The organism is Martelella sp. (assembly GCF_984369615.1).
This window is the reverse complement of the sequence record NZ_CFHTCS010000027.1, coordinates 1-21,370: the sequence shown is the minus strand read 5'-3', so window position 1 is coordinate 21,370 and position 21,370 is coordinate 1. Positions and strand designations below refer to the sequence as shown.

General features: G+C 63.4%; 18 protein-coding genes and 1 pseudogene. 11 read left to right on the top strand and 8 right to left on the bottom strand.

What is annotated here, in order from left to right:
• The first annotated feature begins 144 nt into the window (after window positions 1–144).
• Together secG and pyrG are read left to right on the top strand one after the other, a co-directional pair.
• Window positions 145–600 (top strand): preprotein translocase subunit SecG, encoded by a 456-nt coding sequence (secG, locus tag AC5DC2_RS04305; RefSeq protein WP_024707445.1) that lies wholly within the window; start codon window positions 145–147, stop codon window positions 598–600.
• Window positions 601–790: 190 nt separating this feature from the next.
• Entirely contained in the window at window positions 791–2,422 is a 1,632-nt protein-coding gene (gene pyrG / locus AC5DC2_RS04300; protein ID WP_051424034.1) for a CTP synthase, read from the top strand.
• Between the two features lie 38 nt (window positions 2,423–2,460).
• Here the strand turns inward: pyrG and AC5DC2_RS04295 are convergent, their stop codons facing one another.
• From AC5DC2_RS04295 to tlpA, 4 genes are all read right to left on the bottom strand, one after another.
• Entirely contained in the window at window positions 2,461–4,992 is a 2,532-nt protein-coding gene (locus tag AC5DC2_RS04295) for a sensor domain-containing protein (protein WP_491697593.1), read from the bottom strand.
• Window positions 4,993–5,370: 378 nt separating this feature from the next.
• Window positions 5,371–5,922 carry an RBBP9/YdeN family alpha/beta hydrolase gene (locus tag AC5DC2_RS04290; RefSeq protein WP_491697592.1) on the bottom strand — a complete coding sequence of 184 codons (552 nt, stop codon included), beginning with the start codon at window positions 5,920–5,922 and terminating at the stop codon, window positions 5,371–5,373.
• A gap of 81 nt (window positions 5,923–6,003) precedes the next feature.
• A complete protein-coding gene (purB, locus tag AC5DC2_RS04285; protein WP_491697591.1) occupies window positions 6,004–7,311 on the bottom strand; it encodes an adenylosuccinate lyase in 1,308 nt (435 codons plus the stop codon).
• A gap of 748 nt (window positions 7,312–8,059) precedes the next feature.
• Window positions 8,060–8,722: a thiol:disulfide interchange protein TlpA gene (gene tlpA / locus AC5DC2_RS04280; RefSeq protein WP_491697590.1), complete on the bottom strand. Its 663-nt coding sequence runs from the start codon at window positions 8,720–8,722 to the stop codon at window positions 8,060–8,062.
• Window positions 8,723–8,745: 23 nt separating this feature from the next.
• On the opposite strand from tlpA, the gene argH reads away from it, so the two are divergent.
• The 4 genes from argH (at window position 8,746) to AC5DC2_RS04260 (ending at window position 14,454) form a co-directional block, all read left to right on the top strand.
• Window positions 8,746–10,143 (top strand): argininosuccinate lyase, encoded by a 1,398-nt coding sequence (gene argH / locus AC5DC2_RS04275; protein WP_491697589.1) that lies wholly within the window; start codon window positions 8,746–8,748, stop codon window positions 10,141–10,143.
• Window positions 10,144–10,230: 87 nt separating this feature from the next.
• Window positions 10,231–10,497, top strand: a complete 267-nt coding sequence (gene lptM, locus AC5DC2_RS04270) for an LPS translocon maturation chaperone LptM (RefSeq protein WP_491697588.1) — start codon at window positions 10,231–10,233, stop codon at window positions 10,495–10,497.
• Between the two features lie 14 nt (window positions 10,498–10,511).
• Window positions 10,512–11,774 carry a diaminopimelate decarboxylase gene (lysA, locus tag AC5DC2_RS04265; protein WP_491697587.1) on the top strand — a complete coding sequence of 421 codons (1,263 nt, stop codon included), beginning with the start codon at window positions 10,512–10,514 and terminating at the stop codon, window positions 11,772–11,774.
• 127 nt (window positions 11,775–11,901) lie between these two features.
• Complete coding sequence (locus AC5DC2_RS04260; RefSeq protein ID WP_491697586.1) at window positions 11,902–14,454, top strand: TIGR02302 family protein; 2,553 nt, start codon at window positions 11,902–11,904, stop codon at window positions 14,452–14,454.
• A gap of 75 nt (window positions 14,455–14,529) precedes the next feature.
• Here AC5DC2_RS04260 and AC5DC2_RS04255 read toward each other — a convergent pair whose 3' ends face one another.
• Both AC5DC2_RS04255 and hpt read right to left on the bottom strand, forming a co-directional pair.
• The gene (locus tag AC5DC2_RS04255; protein WP_024707780.1) at window positions 14,530–14,889 is read right to left on the bottom strand and encodes a response regulator; all 360 of its coding nucleotides are present in this window, start codon (window positions 14,887–14,889) and stop codon (window positions 14,530–14,532) included.
• Window positions 14,890–15,052: 163 nt separating this feature from the next.
• Entirely contained in the window at window positions 15,053–15,595 is a 543-nt protein-coding gene (gene hpt / locus AC5DC2_RS04250) for a hypoxanthine phosphoribosyltransferase (protein WP_024707781.1), read from the bottom strand.
• A 246-nt stretch (window positions 15,596–15,841) separates the two neighbouring features.
• Between hpt and ftsE the strand changes: the two genes are divergently transcribed.
• The 4 genes from ftsE (at window position 15,842) to AC5DC2_RS04230 (ending at window position 19,598) form a co-directional block, all read left to right on the top strand.
• Window positions 15,842–16,501 (top strand): cell division ATP-binding protein FtsE, encoded by a 660-nt coding sequence (ftsE, locus tag AC5DC2_RS04245; RefSeq protein WP_491697595.1) that lies wholly within the window; start codon window positions 15,842–15,844, stop codon window positions 16,499–16,501.
• Between the two features lie 562 nt (window positions 16,502–17,063).
• On the top strand, window positions 17,064–17,945 hold the full coding sequence (locus tag AC5DC2_RS04240) for a cell division protein FtsX (RefSeq protein WP_244435544.1): 882 nt from the start codon (window positions 17,064–17,066) through the stop codon (window positions 17,943–17,945).
• A gap of 166 nt (window positions 17,946–18,111) precedes the next feature.
• Complete coding sequence (locus tag AC5DC2_RS04235; RefSeq protein ID WP_491697585.1) at window positions 18,112–18,798, top strand: YdcF family protein; 687 nt, start codon at window positions 18,112–18,114, stop codon at window positions 18,796–18,798.
• Window positions 18,799–18,803: 5 nt separating this feature from the next.
• Window positions 18,804–19,598 (top strand): lysophospholipid acyltransferase family protein, encoded by a 795-nt coding sequence (locus tag AC5DC2_RS04230; protein ID WP_024707785.1) that lies wholly within the window; start codon window positions 18,804–18,806, stop codon window positions 19,596–19,598.
• Between the two features lie 6 nt (window positions 19,599–19,604).
• Here AC5DC2_RS04230 and AC5DC2_RS04225 read toward each other — a convergent pair whose 3' ends face one another.
• Complete coding sequence (locus tag AC5DC2_RS04225) at window positions 19,605–20,147, bottom strand: gamma-glutamylcyclotransferase (protein ID WP_024707786.1); 543 nt, start codon at window positions 20,145–20,147, stop codon at window positions 19,605–19,607.
• A 49-nt stretch (window positions 20,148–20,196) separates the two neighbouring features.
• On the opposite strand from AC5DC2_RS04225, the gene AC5DC2_RS04220 reads away from it, so the two are divergent.
• Window positions 20,197–21,195, top strand: coding sequence for a DUF2125 domain-containing protein (locus AC5DC2_RS04220; RefSeq protein WP_491697584.1), 999 nt, complete (start codon window positions 20,197–20,199; stop codon window positions 21,193–21,195).
• Window positions 21,196–21,213: 18 nt separating this feature from the next.
• Here the strand turns inward: AC5DC2_RS04220 and AC5DC2_RS04215 are convergent.
• Window positions 21,214–21,370, bottom strand: a pseudogene (locus AC5DC2_RS04215) (prephenate/arogenate dehydrogenase family protein); the annotation flags it as partial.

The window sequence follows — 21,370 nt, the reverse complement described above, 5'->3', positions numbered from 1 at the left end:
GCGAAGCCGCAATCGGGCCGTCGCGGCTTTGCCGGGCAGGCATGAAAAAGGGGTTGGATTGACAGCGCGCCTCATGTAGAGAAACGCCAGATATTCTTGGATTGCCCCGTTTGCACCTCGCGGGCGGGGCCGGATTGGACATTCATGCAGACGGTACTGATCGTAATTCACCTGATAATCGTCGTTGCGCTTGCCGGTGTGATCCTCATTCAGAGGTCGGAAGGCGGCGGGCTCGGCATCGGCGGCGGATCCGGCTTCATGACGGCGCGCGGAACGGCGAATGCGCTGACCCGCACGACCGCCATCCTCGCAACGCTGTTCTTCATCACATCGCTCGGCCTGGGCATCCTGGCCCGCTACCAGGGCAATCCGTCGGACATTCTCGACCGGATCGAACAGAATGCCGAGAGCGACGGACAGGGCATTCTGAACCAGCTTGGCGGCTCGATCACCACCGAGACACCCGCAGCGGGCGATGCCGGCGGTTCAGCCGTGCCGACCACCGGCGACAGCGCGGCTCCGGCCAGCGATGGCCAGCAGCCCGCGGTTTCGACACCGGCGGCGGATTCGAACGCGACGGGCGTTCCCACCGGCGACTGATCGCCGAAAATCTGAAAAACATATCCGGCGGAAGACAATCGTCCGCCGGATTTTCTTTGGGCCCAACCTTGCGCCGAGGCAGACGCTGAGCGCACGGAGGGGCATTCTTGTGGCAATGAACCGGCTGCCGGCGCTTTTTTATGGAAAGCCTCTGGCAGAATCGGCCAGGAAACGGTATCGGAATAAGCCCATGGCGCGATATATCTTCATCACCGGCGGCGTGGTTTCCTCACTTGGAAAAGGGATCGCCGCAGCAGCACTGGGTGCTTTGTTGCAGTCACGGGGTTACCGGGTCCGTCTGCGCAAGCTGGACCCTTATCTCAACGTCGATCCCGGCACGATGAGCCCGACCCAGCACGGCGAGGTGTTCGTCACCGATGACGGGGCTGAAACCGACCTCGACCTCGGTCACTACGAGCGCTTCACCGGCCGCTCGGCCACGAAGACCGACAACATCACCACGGGCCGCATCTACAAGAACATTCTCGACAAGGAACGGCGCGGCGACTATCTCGGCGCCACCGTCCAGGTCATTCCGCATGTCACCAACGAGATCAAGGAATTCGTTCTCGAGGGCAATGACGACTTCGATTTCGTGCTCTGCGAAATCGGCGGCACGGTGGGCGACATCGAGGCGATGCCGTTCATGGAGGCGATCCGCCAGCTCGGCAACGACCTGCCGCGCGGCAATGCCGTCTACGTCCACCTGACGCTGATGCCCTATATCCCGGCCGCCGGCGAACTGAAGACCAAGCCGACGCAGCATTCGGTGAAGGAACTCCAGGCGCTCGGCATCCACCCGGATATCCTTCTGGTGCGCGCCGACCGGGAAATTCCCGAAGCCGAGCGGCGCAAGCTGTCGCTGTTCTGCAATGTGCGTTCGTCCGCCGTCATCCAGGCACTCGATGTCTCGAACATCTATGACGTACCGCTCGCCTATCATCGCGAGGGGCTTGATGACGAAGTGCTGCACGCCTTCGGCATCGATCCGGCGCCGGTGCCGCGCATGGATGCGTGGAAGAATGTCTGCGAGCGCATCCGCACGCCGGAAGGCGAGGTGACGATCGCGGTCGTCGGCAAATATACCGGCCTGAAGGATGCCTACAAGTCGCTGATCGAGGCGCTCACCCATGGCGGCATCGCCAACAGGGTGAAGGTCAATCTGGAATGGATCGAGTCGGAGATTTTCGAGAAGGAGGATCCTTCCCCCTATCTGGAAAAGGTCCATGGCATTCTCGTACCGGGCGGTTTCGGCGAGCGCGGCTCGGAGGGCAAGATCCAGGCGGCCCGCTTTGCCCGCACCCACAAGGTGCCCTATTTCGGCATCTGCTTCGGCATGCAGATGGCCGTCATCGAGGCGGCGCGCAACCTGGCCGGCATCAAGGACGCGTCGTCGACCGAGTTCGACCGCAATGCCAGCGAGCCCGTCGTTGGCCTGATGACCGAATGGGTCAAGGGCAATACGCTGGAAAAGCGCAGCGACCGCGACGATCTCGGCGGCACGATGCGGCTCGGCGCCTACAAGGCGCATCTGGGCGCCGACACGAAGATTGCCGCGGTTTACGGCACGACCGAGATCTCCGAACGGCATCGCCACCGCTACGAGGTCAATTTCGGCTATCGCGAGAAACTCGAGGCCTGCGGCCTTGTGTTCTCCGGCACGTCGCCGGACGGGATCCTGCCGGAGACGATCGAATATGCCGATCATCCCTGGTTCATCGGCGTGCAGTATCACCCCGAGCTGAAGAGCCGCCCGCTGGAGCCGCATCCGCTGTTCTCAAGCTTCATCGCGGCCGCTCTCGAGCAGAGCCGTCTCGTCTGAGGCGGCTGGGGCTTTCGCCCCTTTCGCCTGAGCCTGTCTCAGGCGGAAGCTTCGGCCATCTTCCGGCGCAGAAGCGTTTCCATCGCGTCGGCCGGCATCGGCCGGGCGAGCCAGTAGCCCTGAAGCGCGTCGCAGCCGAGCTCCGTCAGGATCCGGGCATGTTGCCGCGTTTCAACGCCTTCTGCGATCACTTTGATATTCAATGTTTTTCCGATGTCGACGATCGACTTCACAATGGCCCGCTGGTCATATGAGCGGGGCAGCGGCATAACCAGTTCGCGGGCGATCTTCAGACCGTTCGGCGCGACCTTGAGCAGCCCGGTGATCGACGTGTAGCCGGTGCCGAAATCATCGACGTCGATATTGATGCCGAGCCGCCGGATCTGTTTCAGATTGTAGGCGCTGACATCGTCCTGCTGGTCGAGGAAGATCGATTCGAGCAGTTCGAAGGTGAGGGTGCCGGCCGGAAGCTCGGTGCGCTGCAACTCGGGCACCAGCGCCGGGTCGCTGAGCCGGTGCGGGGACAGGTTCAGCGACAGGCGCGGCGGCGCGAGCCCGTCTTCCCGCCAGCGGCGGTGATCCTCGAGCGCCTGCGAGAGAATGCTGGCGTCGATCATGTTCATGATGTTGAGCGACTGGGCAAGCGGGATGAAGCTTGACGGTTCGCTGAAGGAGCCGTCGGCCTGCCGCCAGCGTGCGAGCGTTTCGATGCCCCGGATATCAAGGGTCTCGGCGTCATACTGCGGCTGGTAGAACGGCACAAACTCGCTCTGGTCGATCGCCTGCATCAACCGGTCGGAAGGCTTGCGGTCGACCGCGTCGGAGAATCGGATGCCCGGAGTGTAGAATGCGATCTGGCCGGCGCCCTTTGACTTGGCCTGCTTCAGCGCGTGATCGCTGTCTCTGAGCATGGCGGCGGCGCCGCCGGCCCCTTCGCTCTCAAGCGTGGCGATGCCGATGCTGGCGGAAAGCCGGACGCGACCGTCATCGAGCACGACCGGCTTGGCGAGTTCGAGCTGGATTCGTTTCGCGGTCTGTTCAAGCCTGTCGCAGCCGCCGTCATAGCTGATGATCATGGCGAATTCGTCGCCGCCCATGCGGGCAACGAAGTCATTGTGCTTCGACAGGTCGAGTAGGGTCTGCGCCGAGTGGCTGAGCACGCGGTCGCCGGCGCCGTGGCCGTAGGCGCTGTTGATCCCCTTGAAGTCGTCGATATCGATCTGGAGCAGCCCGACATTGACATCGGACGCGGCGGCGATGGACACCCGGCGCTCCAGCTCGTCCTCAAGAAAGCGCCGGTTGGGCAGGGCGGTCAGGTAATCGTGCAGCGCGGCATATTCGATGTCTGACTTGGCGCGGTCGAGTTCGAAATTGCGCGCCTCGGCGAGCTGCTTTGCGGTCACCAGATCCTGCCGGAGGCGCACTTCCTCCGTCACGTCCCAGTTGATGCCGACGATCGTTTCCTGGCCGTCTTCGCCGATGTGAAGGCGCACGAGATGGCGGATATGGCGTAGCGACCCGTCATTCTCGCGGTGGATGCGGAACTCGGAGGAAGCCGGAGCGCCGCCGGGGGTCAATCCGGCGGAGCCGGCGGCCGCCCGCTTCAGGTCTTCCGGGTGAACGAGGTCGAAAACGCGCTGGATGTCGAAACTCTCCGGCTGGTCGTCAAACCCGTAGATCTCGCAGATGCGGGCGTCGGCATAAACGGTGCCGGTCGCACGGTCGTGCTCGAAAACGCCGATGCGCGAGGTGGTCAGCGCCATTTCCAGGCGCTGGCGCGTATGGGCGAGCAAGGCTTCGGCATCCTTGCGGTCTGTCACGTCCTGATCGGTTCCGATGATGCGGGAAGGCCGGTTGTCGGGAAAATACTCCACCGCATCGCCCCGGCACTCGATCCATATCCAGTGGCCGTCGCAATGGCGCTCGCGATATTCGAAATTCATATATTTGAGGTCGCCGGCCTTCTGGCGCTCTATGGCGTGGGCGACGAAATCGCGGTCGTCGGGATGAACCAGCTGCAGCCATTGCTCTGTGCTGGCGAAGGGTGTGGCGCCGGTCGAGGCGTAGCCGCGCATGGCCCGCCATGTCTGGGAGTAGAAGTATTCCTGTCTGCGGTAGTCGTGATCCCACACGCCGAGGCCGGAGCTGACGAGCGCGTAGTTCCAGCGCCGCGCGCGCTCGCTTTCCAGCAATTCGTGGCTTTTCTGGGTGTGGATATCGATGAAATAGAAAAGCGCACGTCGCCGCGCGCCTGCTTCATTTTCCGGAAGGACGGTCGCTGCAACAAGCATCCATCGCCAGGGCCCGTCGGGACGCCGGCCGATGCGCATCTCGCATTTCTGCTCCCGTCCGGAAACGCCGGAGGTCGGACCGACAAGATTGCGCAAGAGCGGATGGTCGTCTGCGTGTATCCACTCCAGAATGGAGCGGCCCTGCGCCTTCGTTCCGGGCGCGAGCGTTTCGAAGTTCGCGTTGGTTGCGGTGATTGTCTGGCCATCGAGTTCCACGACCGCGACCGCCATGGGCGATTGCTCGAGCACTGCGAAGGCCAGTTCGGCCTCCCCTGACAAAAATGAACTCCTCGTTTCCCTCGCCAAACGATTATCCTTTCGGGGAGAACGGGCATTCGGCACGGTTTGTTCCGTTGTTCGAATGGATCGGGCCGCCACAACCCGCTCCGCGCTCCGTGATGTCGACACTGCCGCCGGCGTGCAAACGAACGCATTCCGGACACGCTAGAGCGCCGTGCGTCCGTTCGGACGCTCAAAGGACGCTCTAACCTATTGAGTCTATGCATCGTGCTTTCCGAAAATCGATTCCGATTTTCGGAAAGCACGATGCGTTAGTGTGATGGATGAAGGCAGAATGTCAATTCTATCAATTAGCGACGAACGATATTCGGCCGTGGCAAAGACGGCCGGGCACCGCCGCGGAGATGAGGCTGGGCCTCAGCGCAGGCCGGAGACGAAGCGGCCGAACATCAGCGTGCCTTCCGGCCAGGGGCCGAAGCCCGCCTTGTCGTTGACGTGGCCCGCCTCGCCGATGTCGTAGAAATCGGCGCCCCAGGCGGCGGCAATGTCGCGCGCGTGCTCGAACCGGCCGAAGGGGTCGTTGCGGCTGGCGATCACGATCGCGGGAAAGGGCAGCGGTTCGCGCGGGTAGGGGCCGAAGGTCATCATGTGTTTTGGCCGCACGGACGGATTGTCCACCTCCGGCGGTGCGACGAAGAACGCGCCGGCGACGCGTTTGCGGAAGTCCGGGATCGCCCGAACCGAGGTCGGAATGCCGAGCGAGTGGGCGACGAGCACCACCGGGCGCTCCGCGCGGTTGACCTCTTCGACAAGCCGGGCCGTCCAGTCCTCGCATTCCGGCTTCGACCATGCTTCCTGTTCGACGCGCCGCGCCGTGGACAGTTTGCGCTCCCAGCGGCTCTGCCAGTGGTCGGGGCCGGCATTCTTGTAGCCGGGAACAATCAGGATTTCGGTTTCGGAAATCTTCATGGCGCTTCACATGACATTTCGGGGGCGCAGCTCCGGGAAGAAACCGGACGCTGCGGATCATTTTGCGGGTAGCGGCGGCGCTCAGCTTTCGCCGAAGACGCGGTTGAAGATCGTGTCGGCGTGTTTGGTGTGGTAGCCGAGGTCGAATTTCTCGCGGATCTGCTCTTCGGAGAGCGCGGCGGTCACCTCCTTGTCGGCGAGCAGTTCCTCGAGGAAGTCCTTGCCTTCCTCCCACACCTTCATGGCGTTGCGCTGGACCAGACGATAGGCATCCTCGCGCGAGACGCCGGCCTGGGTGAGCGCCAAGAGAACGCGCTGCGAATGCACCAGGCCGCGGAACTTGTTGAGATTGTCCATCATGTGGTCGGGATAGACCAGAAGCTTGTCGATGACGCCCGTCAGCCGCGCCAGCGCGAAGTCGAGGGTCACCGTGGCGTCGGGTCCGATCATCCGCTCGACGGAGGAATGGGAGATATCGCGCTCGTGCCAGAGAGCGACATTTTCCATGGCCGGCAACGCATAGCCGCGCACCATGCGGGCAAGGCCGGTCAGGTTTTCCGTCAGCACCGGATTGCGCTTGTGCGGCATGGCGGACGAGCCTTTCTGGCCAGGCGAGAAATACTCTTCCGCCTCCAGCACTTCCGTGCGCTGCAGGTGGCGGATCTCGGTCGACAGCCGCTCGACCGAAGACGCGATGACGCCGAGCGTGGCGAAGAACATCGCATGCCTGTCGCGCGGAATGACCTGGGTGGAGACCGGCTCGGCCTTCAGCCCCATGGCCTCCGCCACATGTTCTTCCACGCGCGGGTCGATATTGGCGAAGGTGCCGACCGCGCCGGAAATGGCGCAGGTGGCGATCTCCTCGCGGGCGGCGACAAGGCGTGCCCGGCAGCGGTCGAATTCGGCATAGGCCTGGGCAAGCTTGATGCCGAAGGTTGTCGGCTCGGCATGGATGCCGTGCGAGCGGCCGATGGTGATCGTGTCCTTGTGCTCGAAGGCGCGGCGCTTCAGCGCGGCGAGCAGGCCGTCGAGGTCGGCGAGCAGCAGGTCGCTGGCGCGGGTGAGCTGCACGTTGAAGCAGGTGTCGAGCACGTCCGAGGAGGTCATGCCCTGATGGACGAAGCGGGCATCCGGACCGACGATTTCGGCAAGATGGGTGAGGAAGGCGATGACGTCATGCTTGGTCACGGCCTCGATCTCGTCGATGCGCGCCACGTCAAAGGTCGCCGCGCTTCCCTTTTCCCAGATCGTCTCGGCTGCGCTCTTCGGGATGACGCCGATCTCGGCCAGCGCGGTGCAGGCATGGGCCTCGATCTCGAACCAGATGCGGAACTTGGTTTCCGGCGACCAGATGTCTGTCATTTGCGGGCGGGAGTAGCGCGGTATCATCGGGCAGGGGATCCTTCTTCACGTCGTGCCGGCCTGGATTTTCAGGCCTGAAACGCTCTGTAGCGGTCCAGCTTTTCACGGCAATGCTGAACCGCTCTATCTTATTGTCTTGCCGCTTTTTCGCGGACGTCAGGTGTTTCCACCTGACTGCGAAATGCTCTAGAGCATTTTTCCCGCAAAGGAAACGGCGCGACCGCCCAAAAACGGGCCCAAAATGCCGGCTAGCGCATCGGCCCGAAAATCGGAATCGATTTTCGGAAAGCACGATGCGTAGATTCAATAGGTTAGAGCGTCCTTTGTGCGTCCGAATGGACGCACGGCGCTCTAAGCCCGACGTTTCGTCCCAAACGCCCGGGCAGTATCCTCAGAACTTGAACGAGAAGCGGGCCATTGCGGCCGAGTCCGCGACGCCGGCGCTGACGAGCGCGACATCCTCGCCGACCGGCACGCCAGCTACGGTGAAGGCCGCCGCGCGCTGGTTCGGCGTCTGTGCGTAGCGCTCGAAGGCAGAACCATCGCGGGCAGCCGGAGCAGCACCGCATTGGAGGTGTAGTCGAGGAACGGAACGAGATAGGCCAGCGTCGTGGTCACGCCGTGAAACCTGCCGGAAACGTCGCTGTCTGCCCTCAGGATCGTATATTCCGATTCCGCCGCGTAAATGCCGGGGCGGCCTGAGGCTTTTTACGACTCGGGTTTCGGGATAAAGAACAATGGCAGTTGCAAGGAGCGGTCGGGGCTGCGGCGGGCATCAGCGGCCGATCGCCGCTCCGACCAGCGCCTTGGCGTCATCGCTCGCCCATTCCGCAGGCCCGTTCATCGCCCCCAGCAGACAGCCGTTCTCGTCGATCAGGATGGTCGAGGGCAGGCCGAAGGCGAGGCCGTCCTTCTTCAGCGTATTGAAAACACCCATGGTCCCGTCGCGGTAGAAGGCGAGCGAGGAAATGCCGATCTCGTCAAGGAATGTCTTCGGCTTCTCGTCGGAGCCCGTGTCGATATTGACGGCGACGACCTCGAAATCATCGCTGCCCATCTCCGCTTCGAGTTCATCAAGCGCCGGCATTTCCTCGCGGCAGGGCACGCACCAGGTCGCCCAGAGGTTCATCAGCACGGTCTTGCCCTTGAAGGCGGAGAGCGACGTCTCGCCATTGTCTGAGTTGAAGGGGAGGTTTTGCATCGGGCGCGGCTTTTCGGCGGGAATGAAGGCCGCGACCTCGCCATGCGCCAGCGGTCTGAGCGCGGCGGCGGTTGCAACCGCGCTTTCGCACTGTCCGGCTGTCGCCAGTTCGCCCGCGCCATTGCCAGTGAACGTATTTTTCACGTATACCGCCACAGCGCCGGCGATAAGCCCGGCAACAAGCGCGATAAGAACAAGTCTGGCGGAGATGGGGCTCTTGCGGCTCTTCTTCGTCATGTCACTCTCCAGATAGGCACGTCATGGCTTCCGACAACAGCACCTCGAACACAATGTGGGGCGGGCGTTTCGCCTCCGGCCCCGACGCGATCATGGAGGAGATAAATGCCTCCATCGATTTCGACAAGGCTCTCTATAACGAGGATATCGACGGCTCGATCGCGCATGCCACCATGCTTGCCGAAAAGGGCATCATTTCGGAAGAGGACAAGGCCTCAATTCTGGATGGGCTTTCAACAATTCGTCGTGAGATCGACGAGGGCCGCTTCACCTTCTCGCGCCAGCTCGAAGATATTCACATGAATATCGAATCGCGCCTGCGCGAACTGATTGGGGCGGCGGCCGGTCGTCTGCACACGGCGCGTTCGCGCAATGATCAGGTGGCGCTCGATTTCCGCCTGTGGGTGAAGAAGGAACTCATCAAGACGGAAGCCGCGCTGACGCGCCTCATCGGCGTGTTTCTCGCCCGCGCCGAAGACCATGCCGAGACGGTGATGCCGGGCTTCACCCATCTGCAGACCGCCCAGCCCGTCACCTTCGGTCATCATTGCATGGCCTATGTCGAAATGTTCGGCCGCGACCGCAAGCGCGTGCGCCACGCGATCGAGCATCTGGACGAAAGCCCGATCGGCGCCGCGGCGCTTGCGGGCACAGGCTTTGCCATCGACCGGCACATGACGGCGGAAGCGCTCGGCTTTTCCGGCGGGCCGACGCGCAATTCGATCGACACGGTATCGGATCGTGATTTCGCGCTGGAGTTTCTCTCAGTCGCCGCCATCTGCGGCACGCATCTGTCGCGTCTTGCCGAGGAGATCGTCATCTGGTCGACGCCGCAGTTCAATTTCGTGCGGCTTTCCGACAGTTTCTCCACCGGCTCCTCGATCATGCCGCAGAAGAAGAACCCCGATGCCGCCGAGCTGGTGCGCGCCAAGACCGGCCGTGTCAACGGCGCGCTGGTGGCGCTGCTGACGGTGATGAAGGGCCTGCCGCTCGCCTATTCCAAGGACATGCAGGAAGACAAGGAACAGGTCTTCGACGCCGCCAAAAGCCTCGATCTGGCGATTGCCGCCATGACCGGCATGATCGGCGACCTGACCGTCAACACGGCCGCGATGAAGGCCGCCGCCGGTTCCGGCTTCTCCACCGCGACCGACCTTGCCGACTGGCTGGTGCGCGAGGCGGGGCTGCCCTTCCGCGACGCCCACCACGCGACCGGTCATGCGGTGGCGCTCGCCGAGAAGAAGGGCTGCGACCTTGCGGAACTGTCTCTCGAAGAACTTCAGGCCATCAATCCGGCGATCACGGCCGGCATTTTTGACGTTCTCACGGTCGAGGCCTCGGTGGCGAGCCGCAAGAGCTTCGGCGGCACGGCGCCGGACGAGGTGAGAAAGCAGATTGCCTGGTGGCGCGAGCGCGTTTGAATTCGCGCGTTTGAGGGTGCACAAGCCTCGCCTGATCGGCTATCAGGAGAGGCATCGGGTTTGTTCAGGCTTGCGGTGGAAAGTGCCATGAGAAAAGACAGGATCGCCGTTGCGGCATTATTGGCGAGCGCACTCGTGCTGACCGCCTGCGGGCGGCGTGGCCCGCTGGAAGTGCCGCCGGCAACGCCCAAACAGGCCGAGCGCGAGGCGCAGAGCGCCAATACGCCCGCCATCCGCATCGCGCCGAACGACAAGCCGGTCATCCTCGACGGATCCGGCGACAATGTCATCAATGCCGGGCCGGATGCCGCCGTCGATAGCGAGCCCTTCATTCTCGATTCCCTTCTCAACTAGCCGGGTCCTTTCTCGTGAACCACTTCGAATACCGCGACGGCGTGCTCTTTGCCGAGGGCGTTTCCATTCCGGCCATCGCCGAGGCCGTCGGCACGCCCTTTTATTGCTATTCCACGGCCACGTTCACGCGCCATTACAAGGTCTTCGCCGAAGCCTTTGCCGGTTCGGACGCGCTTGTCTGCTACGCGGTCAAGGCCAATTCGAACCAGGCGATCCTGAAGCTTCTGGCCGGTCTCGGGGCGGGCATGGACGTGGTCTCCGAAGGCGAACTGCGCCGCGCGCTGGCCGCCGGCGTCGCGCCGCAAAAGATCGTGTTCTCCGGCGTCGGCAAGACGGTGCGGGAAATCGATTTCGCACTGGAAACCGGCATCTACTGCTTCAATGTCGAATCCGAGCCGGAGCTTGAGGTCTTGAGCGCGCGCGCCGCGGCGAAAGGAGTCGAAGCGCCGGTTTCCTTCCGCATCAATCCGGATGTGGATGCCAGGACCCATGCCAAGATCTCGACGGGCAAGAAGGAAAACAAGTTCGGCATCGCCTTTTCGCGCGCAGAGGCCGTTTATGCCCGCGCGGCGGAACTGCCCGGCATCCGCGTCACCGGGATCGACATGCATATCGGCAGCCAGATCACCGAGCTCTCGCCCTTCCGCGATGCGTTCCGGCTGATGAGGACGCTGGTTTCGGAACTGAGGGCCGCCGGCCATGCGATCGATCATGTCGACGTCGGCGGCGGGCTCGGCATTCCCTACGAGTTCGACAACAATCCGCCGCCGGAGCCGACGGCCTATGCGGCCGTTATCCGCGAGGAACTGGCCGGCCTTGATTGCCGGATCGTCGCCGAACCGGGGCGGATGATCGCCGGAAATGCCGGGATTTTCGTCACCGAAGTGATCTATGTGAAGGATGCGGAGGCGAAAAGCTTCGTTATCGTCGACGGCGCGATGAACGACCTTATCCGCCCGACGCTCTATGATGCCTACCATGCCATCCGCCCCGTGGCGCTGAACCCGAAGGCTGATCGGCTGACGGCTGATGTCGTCGGCCCGGTTTGCGAGACGGGCGATTATCTGGCGCTTTCGCGCGAGATGGGAAGGCCCGAGCCGGGCGATCTTCTGGCGGTCTCGACGGCAGGCGCCTATGGCGCGGTGCAGGCCGGCACCTACAATACCCGCCTTCTGGTGCCGGAAGTGCTGGTCGACGGCGACCGCTACCACGTCATCCGTCCGCGCGGCAGTTACGAAGAACTGATCGGGCTCGATTCCGTGCCGGACTGGATGTGACGCTGCTCGCAAAGTCTTGAAGACGGATTTGCCCATATTCGTCTTCGTCTCCTCGCTATCGTCATAAACCGTGCTATGGTTTGCGTATCGTTCACGCCGCCGCCGAAAGGCGCGACAAACGGGACCCATGACCGCGCGACAGCAAGACACCGGCACGCAAGACCCGGACAAGGCCAGACAAGGCAAGGCGCTGATGCGGCGCATTGCCCGCGGTCGCGCGTTTGCCCGTTTCAACCTAATTGTCGAGCGCCTGGCTCCCGGCCTGGTCTGGCCCGCCTGCGCCGTTGCGCTCTACCTTTCCTTTTCCTGGCTCGGCCTTTTTCACGCCGTGCCGTTTGCCCTGAGGGTCGTTCTCCTTTTGCTGCTTGTCGGCGGCTTTTTCGCCGGTTTCTGGCCGCTGCGGCGGTTCAAAATGCCGACCCGGGCAGAAGCCGAACGGCGTCTGGAGCGTGAAAACGCGCTTGCCCATCAGGCCATTTCCGTTGCCGGAGACAGGCCGGCGCGCGAGACGCCGGAGGCGCTTGCCCTATGGCATGCCCACCAGCGCCGCATGGCCGAAAAGCTCGGCAGTGTCGGCAGCGGCCATGCCCGGCCCGATCTGTCGACGGTCGACCCGCACGGCCTGCGCGCCGTTCCCGCGCTTTTGCTCTTTGTGGCGTTCCTTTATTCGGGGGCGACCGGCTCCGGGCGGCTTGCGGATGCCTTCCTGCCGCCGGCGGAAGAAAGCGAGGCGGCGCTGGCGCTCCGGTTCGACGCCTGGATCTCGCCGCCGCCTTATACCCGCAAGGCGCCGGTCTATCTTCAGGCCGACGGCGTCGATCAGGTGGAAGCCATTCCGGAAGGCTCGGTGCTGACGGTGCGTCTGTCAGGCAAGGGGGCCGATGCGCCGATCGTCTTCGTGCCGGATGATGCGGACGCGCCGCAGGCCCCGGACGAGGCCGAGGACGGCGACATGATGCGCAGCGCCCGCTTCACCCTGGCATCGAGCGGCCTGCTGGAAGCGGCGGGACGGCAATGGGTCATCGGCGTCGTGCCGGATGAAATGCCGGTCATCGCCTTCAAGGGCAGGCCGAAGGCGGCGGCAAACGGCGCGCTGGAACTGGAATACACGGTCTCCGATGATTACGGCGTCACGACCGCCCGTGCGGAAATAGCGCCGGCGGGAAATGTCGATGCGGATGCGCGACCGCTCTATCCGCCGCCGGAGTTTCCGCTCAACATGCCCTCTCGCTCAAGCAAGGACCATTCCGCCTTCACGAGCCGCAATCTCACCGAACATCCGCTTTCGGGCAAACCGGTCACGATCACGCTGGTTGCGGAAGATGCGGCCGGCCATGTCGCCCGCAGCGCGCCGCTGGAAATGGCGCTGCCCGCACGGACGTTCTACAACCTGCTCGCAGGCTCTGTCGCCGAGCAGCGGCAGATCTTCGCGCTCGATACCCGGGCCATGCCGGAAGCGCTGCAATATAGCGCGGCGATCACCCTGCGCCCCGAGGAGACGATCCCCGATCTCACGCAGTTCCTCCTGATCAAATCGGCCCAGACGCGCATGCTGCTTGCCCATGACGAGGAGAGCTATCTCGATACGGCGGACTATCTCTGGGCGATCGCGACCGGGATCGAGGACGGCGCATTGTCGGATGCCGAGCGACGCCTCAGAGAGGCGCAGGATGCCCTGAGCGAGGCGCTGCGCGACGGCGCCTCCGATGCGGAGATCGCCCGGTTGATGGAAGAATTGCGCCAGGCGATGCAGGAATACCTGTCTGAAATGGCCGAACGCGTGCAGCCGTCCGATATGCAGCAGGGCGCGCAGCAGGCGCTGCGCCAGCGCGATCTCGACAATCTTCTGAACCAGCTCGAAAACCTTGCCCGCTCCGGCGATCGCGCCGCCGCCCAGCAGCTCTTGTCGGAATTGCAGCGGATGATGAACAACATCCAGCCGCCGTCTTCCACGGCCCAGCAGGGGCAGCAGAATTCGGAAATGCGCGAGCAGATCGACCGGCTTGGCGAACTCATTCAGGAGCAGCAGCGGCTGATGAACGAGACCTTCGAGCTCGACAAGCAATTGCGCGACCGTGAGCAGTGGGGCGATCCGCCGCCGCGCCAGGATGGCGAGCAGCAGGGCCGGAACGGCGACGAGCAGCGTTCACCACAGGAGATGACGGCGGAGGAATTGCGCGAGGCGCTGCGCCAGCTTCAGGAGCGCCAGCAGGCTCTTTCAGAACAGCTCGGAGAGATGCAGCAGAAGCTGTCCGAGCTCGGCATGCCGCCTGCCGAGGGTTTCGACCGCGCCGGAGAGGCGATGGACGGTGCCGCCGAGTCACTCGGCGAAGGCGAGGGGGAAGGCGCGCTGGACGGGCAGGGCAATGCGCTGGAAGCCTTGCGTCAGGGCGCCCAGCAGATGATGAATTCGATGATGGCGCAGGGCCAGGGACAAGGCCAGCAGGGCCCGAACGGCCAGACCGGTTGGGGCAGCCAGACCGGTCGCGATCCGCTTGGCCGCAATCAGGGCTCGGACGGACTTGATTTTGGCGATGATGTTCAGGTGCCGGACGAGTTTACGGTCGAGCGCGCCCGCGAGATCCTCGACGCCATCCGCGAACGGTTGAACGAGGATGCTCCTCTTCCCTCAGAGCCGCCTTATCTGGAGCGCTTGCTGGAGCCTGAGACGGGGAATTGACCCCGCCGGATCTTCATGCCGACGCAGAGATGCGCTGCCCCTGGACGTTCAACCCGGCATGATCGAGGCAGATACCTACGCGGCCAGCGCGCGGGCGACGGCCTTGCGGATATCGGGCAGGGCAAAAGGCTTCGGCACCACGTCAACGATCTTTTCCATCAGGTCGTCGGCGCGTTCGCGCTGTTCGGCAAAGCCGGTCATCAGCAGGATCTTCATGCCCGGATGGGTGCTGGCCGCCTGGTGGGCAAGGGCGATGCCGTCCATGATGGGCATGCGCACATCGGAGAGAAGCAGGTCGTAATTGCTCTCCGCCAGGCGTTCCAGCCCTTCCGCGCCGTCCGAGGCCTCGACCGTTTCATGCCCGTCGAGCCTGAGCGCACGCGCGACGAATGCCCTGAGCGATGCTTCGTCTTCCGTGATCAAAATCCTAGCCATGGCGCTGTCCAGTTCTTTCTGTCTTGTCAAAACCCTTGCGGCATGCCCGTTGTTCCGGGCCTTGTTGCCGTAGAGATCACCAGAACTTTCCTAGCGAGAAGTAAACATCGAAAAATGGCAATTTATGTAGTTAACAAGCTCTGTTACCGCGATTTAACCTTGGTTAAGCATCACCGGTGATAACGCCGACGAAGGGAAGCTCGCGGAAGGCATAGGCCACGTCCATGCCGTAGCCGACGACGAAGCGGTCCGGGCAGTGGAAGCCTGCATAGTCGGCCTCCAGAACCTCTTCGCGCTTGTTCTGCTTGTCGAGCAGCACGGCGATCGAGACATTGGCCGCGCCGCGCTCCAGCATCAGGTTACGGGCAAATCTCAGCGTGCGGCCGGATTCGAGAATGTCGTCGACGAGCAGCACGTCCCGGCCTTCCACGAGGCTGTCGATATCCTTGACCAGGCGCACGCCGCGGCTGACGGTGCCGGTGCCGTAGCTTGAGAGCGTCATGAACTCGACCTCCGGGGCAAGGCCCACCTTGTGCAGCGCACGGATCAGGTCTGCGGCGAAGACAAAGGAGCCCTTCAGAATGGCGATGACGAGCAGGTCCCTGGCGGGGCCGCTCGCGATTTCATTGGCGAGTTCCTCATTGCGCCTGGCGATGTCCTCGGTCGAGAACAGCACTTCGATATTCTTGCCGCGAACGACGTGCATGGGGGCGCTCCTCATTTTCTGCGGTGCGCCGGGGCGCCGCGTTCATTGCCTATCGGGAATTTCCGGTTTTAATGGCTTTGCAACCGGGCGGCAATCAAAACGCCGGAAAGGGCGCGCGACGGGCAGCATTTCTTCGTGGATAATGCCGGGGACGCCTGCCGGCTTTGCCCTCTGTTCACCACCTGTTATGCATAATCGGCGATGATGGCGCCGAAATAGAGCGAAGGCTGTCCGCTGACCATGACACTGATCCAGTTTGAAAATGTGGGGTTGCGATACGGGATGGGTCCGGAAGTCCTGCGGGACATGACGTTCGACATACCGAAACACTCCTTTCAGTTTCTGACCGGCCCGTCGGGCGCGGGCAAGACGACGCTTCTTCGGCTGATGCTTATGGCGTTGCAGCCGACGCGCGGTCTCATCCGTCTGTTCGAGCGTGATGTCGCCGTCATTCCCCACAAGGAAATGCCGATGTTGCGACGCCGCGTCGGAATCGTGTTCCAGGATTTTCGCCTGCTGGACCATATGACGACCTATGAGAATGTCGCCCTGCCGCTGCGCGTGCGCGGCAGGGAGGAGGTCTCCTATCGGAACGATGTGATCGAACTGCTGAAATGGGTCGGGCTCGGCGAAAGGCTCAATGTGCGCCCGCCGGTGCTTTCCGGCGGGGAAAAGCAGCGCGCGGCGATTGCCCGGGCCCTGATCGACCAACCGGAAGTGCTGCTTGCCGACGAGCCGACCGGCAATGTCGACCCTCCGATGGCGCGGCGCATCCTGAGCCTGCTCGTCGAACTGAACCGGATGGGCACGGCTGTGGTGATCGCCACCCACGATATTGCGCTGATGGACCGTTATGACGCCAGGCGGATGATCCTGTCGGAGGGAAGGCTCGATATCTATGACTAGGCCGCCCCGTTCGATCCGCGATCCCCGTCTGGAGGAGGAGCGTCTTCAGCGCGAGCGCGAGGAAGAGCGCCGCGGTGCCGAGGCGCGGGCCCGCGAGGAACGCCTGCTCGAGGAGCGGATTCTCGAGGAGCGCCGCCGCGAGGAAATCCGCGTGCATGAGGCCGAGGCCGCGCGCAAGCGGCAGATGCAGCAGGAGGCCGCAGCGCGCGAGGCCGGGCGTCTCGAGCGGAAAAAGGCAGATCGGGAAAGGTTGAGGCACGCGCAGGCCGAACGGGAGGAGGCCGAGGCAAGACCTGTCCAAGGGGAAGGGCAGGCGCGACCCCGGCAGAGGCCGACCGCCGAAACCCGGCCGCCACGCGCGCGCCCGGGAAGCCGGGCGACCCCGACGCCTGACAGATCCGCGCCGCGCGCCGATGCCGGGCCGCGCCAAAGGCCGGCGCCGAAGACGGAACAGGGCGGCACGGGAGACGGTCGCAGTGTGCGAAGACCGCCTGCCGTCGGCCAGAAACGGGGCAAGCCGACGCCGATCGTTCCGCCCGCGAATGTGCAGTCGCGGGCGCTGATGGCGGTGATCGCGATCATGGCCTTTCTCGCCTGCCTGACGCTCGGCGGCGTCTCCATGGTGCGCGCCACGGCGGCAAGCTGGCAGGGCGGCATCTCCCGCGAGGTCACCATCCAGATCAAGCCCGCCGAAGGGCGCGACATGAACCAGGCGCTTCTGACAGCCAGGGACGTGGCGCTGCAATTCGTCGGCACGATCGACGGTCAGGTGGTCGATGAGGCGGCAACCGAGCGGCTGCTCGAACCCTGGCTCGGGACCGGGCTGGATTTCGATGAATTGCCGGTGCCGCGCCTTGTGATCGTGACGATCGACGAGAACAATCCTCCGGATTTCGCGGCCATGGCCGCGGCCCTTCAGGGCGCCGTGCCGGGCGCCTATCTCGATGACCATCGCGCCTGGGTGAACCGGCTTTCGGCCATGGCCGATGCAACGACGACGATCGGCGTCTCGATCATGGCGCTGGTCTTCTCTGCCATGGTGCTGACGGTGGTTTTTGCCACGCGCGGCGCGCTGTCTGGCAGTCGCGACATTGTCGAGGTGCTGCATTTTGTCGGCGCGGAGGGCGGTTTCGTCGCCCGCCAGTTCCAGAACCATTTTCTCAACGTGGCGCTCAAGGGCGCGTTTCTGGGCGGCGGGCTTGCCTGCCTGTTTTTCGTGGTCGCGCGCTTCTGGCAGGCGCGATTTCTTGCGACCCCCGGGGCCGATCAGGCCACCGCGCTGTTCGGCAAGATATCGATCGGCTGGGGCGCTTATGCGGGAATCCTTCTGACGATCGTCGTCATTGCGGCGCTGACGACGCTGACGGCCCGGCTGACGGTGATGCGCACGATCAGGGAGATCGATCGCATCCGTTCGGACCCGGCCCGCACCGATACGCTTTAGCTCCTCCCGAATTTCAACTTATTCGGCGTCGTCGCCCGGCCCGAATTTCAGCTATATCGTCTGTACTGTATGAAGGGCGGCGGAATGATTCGGCCGGCCACCGATTCGCGTTGCCCTTTGGGCGATGCAGTGTCAGCTGCCGCAAGGCATCCGGAATGGAAGGGCGATGGGAAACGAACTCGGCAAGCCGCCGGAAAGGAGCGGCAACGGGGATGGTGCGCGAGGGCGGGCGGTCACGCGCCCGGGCTTCGTGCTGCGCGCCGTTCTGGTTCTCGCGCTTGCCGCGATGATTGCCTTTGGCGGCGGCTTCCTGTGGTTTACCGTCAGAATCCTGGCCGAAAGGCCGCCGCCGATCTACGAGACCGACGCGATCGTGGTGTTGACCGGGGGCGCGCGTCGCATCGACGAGGCGCTTCTGCTGCTGGCTGAGGGCGCAGGAGAGCGACTTCTGATTTCCGGGGTCAACCCTTCGACAACCCCGGAAAGCATTCGCAAGACCACCGACGGCGACAGCCAGTTGTTCGAATGCTGCGTCGATGTCGGCTATGAGGCGCTCGATACCTACGGCAACGCGGTTGAGACCCGCAAATGGATCGAAGAGCACGGCTATCGGCGCGTCCTGGTCGTCACCAGCGCCTATCACCTGCCGCGCGGCCTGTTCGAATTGCGCCATATCGATCCCGATACGGTGTTTGTCGGCTATCCTGTGCCGCTGGGCGAGGGCGACAAGCCCTGGTACGACAATCTGCGCTATGTGAAGGTGCTGGGGTCGGAATATCTGAAGTTCATCGGAGCGCATGTGCGCGCGGCAACGGGGCTGTGGGTTCTTCGCCCCGCCGAACAGGAAGAATGACTGGCATGGGTATCTTTCGTTCCATCGCCTTCAATACCGCCTTTTATGTCGGAACGGCGCTCAGGATGATCGTACAGTCCCCCTATTATTTCTCGGCCTCGCGCGAGAACGCCTATCGTGTCGTGGTTCAGGGCTGGGGCCGGTTCGTCAACCGGCAGATGCGCTTCTGGGCCGGCGCGACGTTCGAGATCGAGGGGCTGGAGAACATCCCCGAGGGGCCCTGCATCATCACGCCGAAGCACCAGTCCGCCTGGGACACGATCATGTTGTTGCCGTGGATTCCGGATTCCGTCTTCATGCTGAAACGCGAACTGATCCAGATGCCGCTCTTCGGCTGGTATCTGAAGAAACAGCGGCAGATCGCCGTCGATCGCGCGGCAAGCGGCCGGGCGATGGCCGACGCGATCAAGCGCACCAAGGCCGAGGTGGAAACCGGTCGGCAGCTGATCATTTTTCCGGAAGGCACGCGTCGGCCGCCGGGAGCAGAACCGGACTACAAACGCGGCATCCAGATGATCTATAGCGGCCTTGCCGTGCCGGTCGTGCCGGTGGTCATGCATCCGGGTTTGTTCTGGCCGCGCGGCAATTTTCGCCGCCAGAAAGGGCATTTCAAGGTGCGGGTCCTGCCTGCGATCCCGCCGGGAAAGCCGCCGAAAGCCTTCTTTGCCGAACTCGTCGAGACCATGGAGCGGGAAAGCGACCGGCTGCTTCTGGAGACCGTCGCCGAAAACCCGCATCTCGACCTTCCCGAGGTGACGCGAAAGCGCATCGCGGAACTGAAGGCAGCAGAAGGGCTTTGAGGTCGCTCAGCCGTGCCTGGGGCGCGGTTGCTCGTTGAGCAGAAGCCTGGCGACCGATTCCAGCGCCGCATCGCCAATGCGCATCTGTTTCAGGTGGTCGACGGTGTTCAGCACATAGTCGCGATTCGGGCCGGACTGGCCGTGGCCGCGCCGCACGATGTCGGCCGCCCTGTCGATATCCACCTTGCCTGCATATTGCTTGTGGGAATGGTCAACCACATAGGTGACGGCGGGAACGGTATTGCCATTGTCGAGCCGGACCGGCAGGACGAGTTCGCGATAGACCCTCGTCACCAGTTCGCGGGCGCGCAGATAGGCCATCACCGCCTCCTCGTCATCATTCCTCGCGGCGAAGGCGACGCCCTCGCAAAAGCCGCCCCTGTCGAGGCCGAGAACGAGGCCGGGCATTTCGGCCGTTCCGCGATGAACGTAGGAATAAACGCAGAGGCTTCTGTGATAGCCGGAAAGACGGGCGTTGACGCGCTTGTGGTTCGGGAAACCCGGGTTCCACATCAACGAGCCGTAGCCAAAGACCCAGAATTCGTCCATATGCTATGCCAGACTCCGATTGAAACGTAGGACAGAATGGGAAGCCACCATGGCAGGTTCAACCCGCACGCGCAAATATCTGAAATGGTCGCTGGTCGTGCTGGTCATCCTCCTTTTGGCCTATGCACTTGGCTGGTTCTTCATCGCGCGCACGGTCAAGGCCCGCATTTTCGATCTCCTGGAGGGCCAGAGCGGCAATGAAACCGTCGTCAGCTGCGAGGATATCGGCTATCAGGGCTTTCCCGCAAGCTTCGGCTTTTTCTGTGACAGCCTGCACGTTCGGGACCGGAAGACCGACGCCGTCTTCGATACGCCGCGCCTGCTTGCCGAAGCGCCCGTCTATGCGCCGTGGTCGGTGATGGCGACGGTGACGGGGCCGGCAACGCTCGACAATGACGCTGGCATGATCCTGCGTTCGGAATGGGAACATCTTGGCGGCAAGCTGATCTACGGCCGCGCAGGTCCGCGTCTGGTATCCTATGATGTCGACGGCCTGACGGCGCGTTTTGCCGCTCCGGAAGGTCGCCAGGGCACGTTGACGGCCGAATATGCGCAAGGCCTTGTGCGCGATGATGACGGCGATCTCGATCTTGCCTTCACGGTGACCAACGGCGTCCTTCGGCCGCAGAACAACGCGGAGGCTCTGCCGGCCGTTTCCGTCAACCTTCTGGCGACCATCGACGACGGCGGGGCGCTTCTGGCGAACAAACAGATCCGCTCCCACGGGCTGCGCGGCAAGAGCGGCATTCTCAACCAGGCAACGCTCGCCATCGGCGATCGCGCCTCGCATATCGCGATCTCCGGCCGTTTCTCCTTCGATAAGGAGGGCTATCTGGACGGGCGCTTCAGCGTCGAGCTGACCGGGATCGACGGCATCTCGCAGGTTCTCCAGCTTGCCTTTCCGCAGGTCGCGCGACCGGTCGAGACGGTGACCGGGCTGATCAAGTCGTTTACCGGCGGCCAGCGCACCATGGCGCTCGATGTCCGGGTGAACCAGGGCCGGGCAATGCTGGGCTTCATCCCGCTCGGCCAGATCCCGCCGGTCTGACGGGATCGCGGACGGGCCTCAACCCTTCTTGTCGAGCGTATGCCGGCCGAAGTCCGGCACGTCCACATCCTGGCCTGCCTCGATGATCGAGCGGCGGACATCGCGCGTGCGGGCGAAGAGCTCGAACAGCTTGTCGCCCTCGCCCCAGCGGATCGCGCGTTGCAGATAGGCGAGG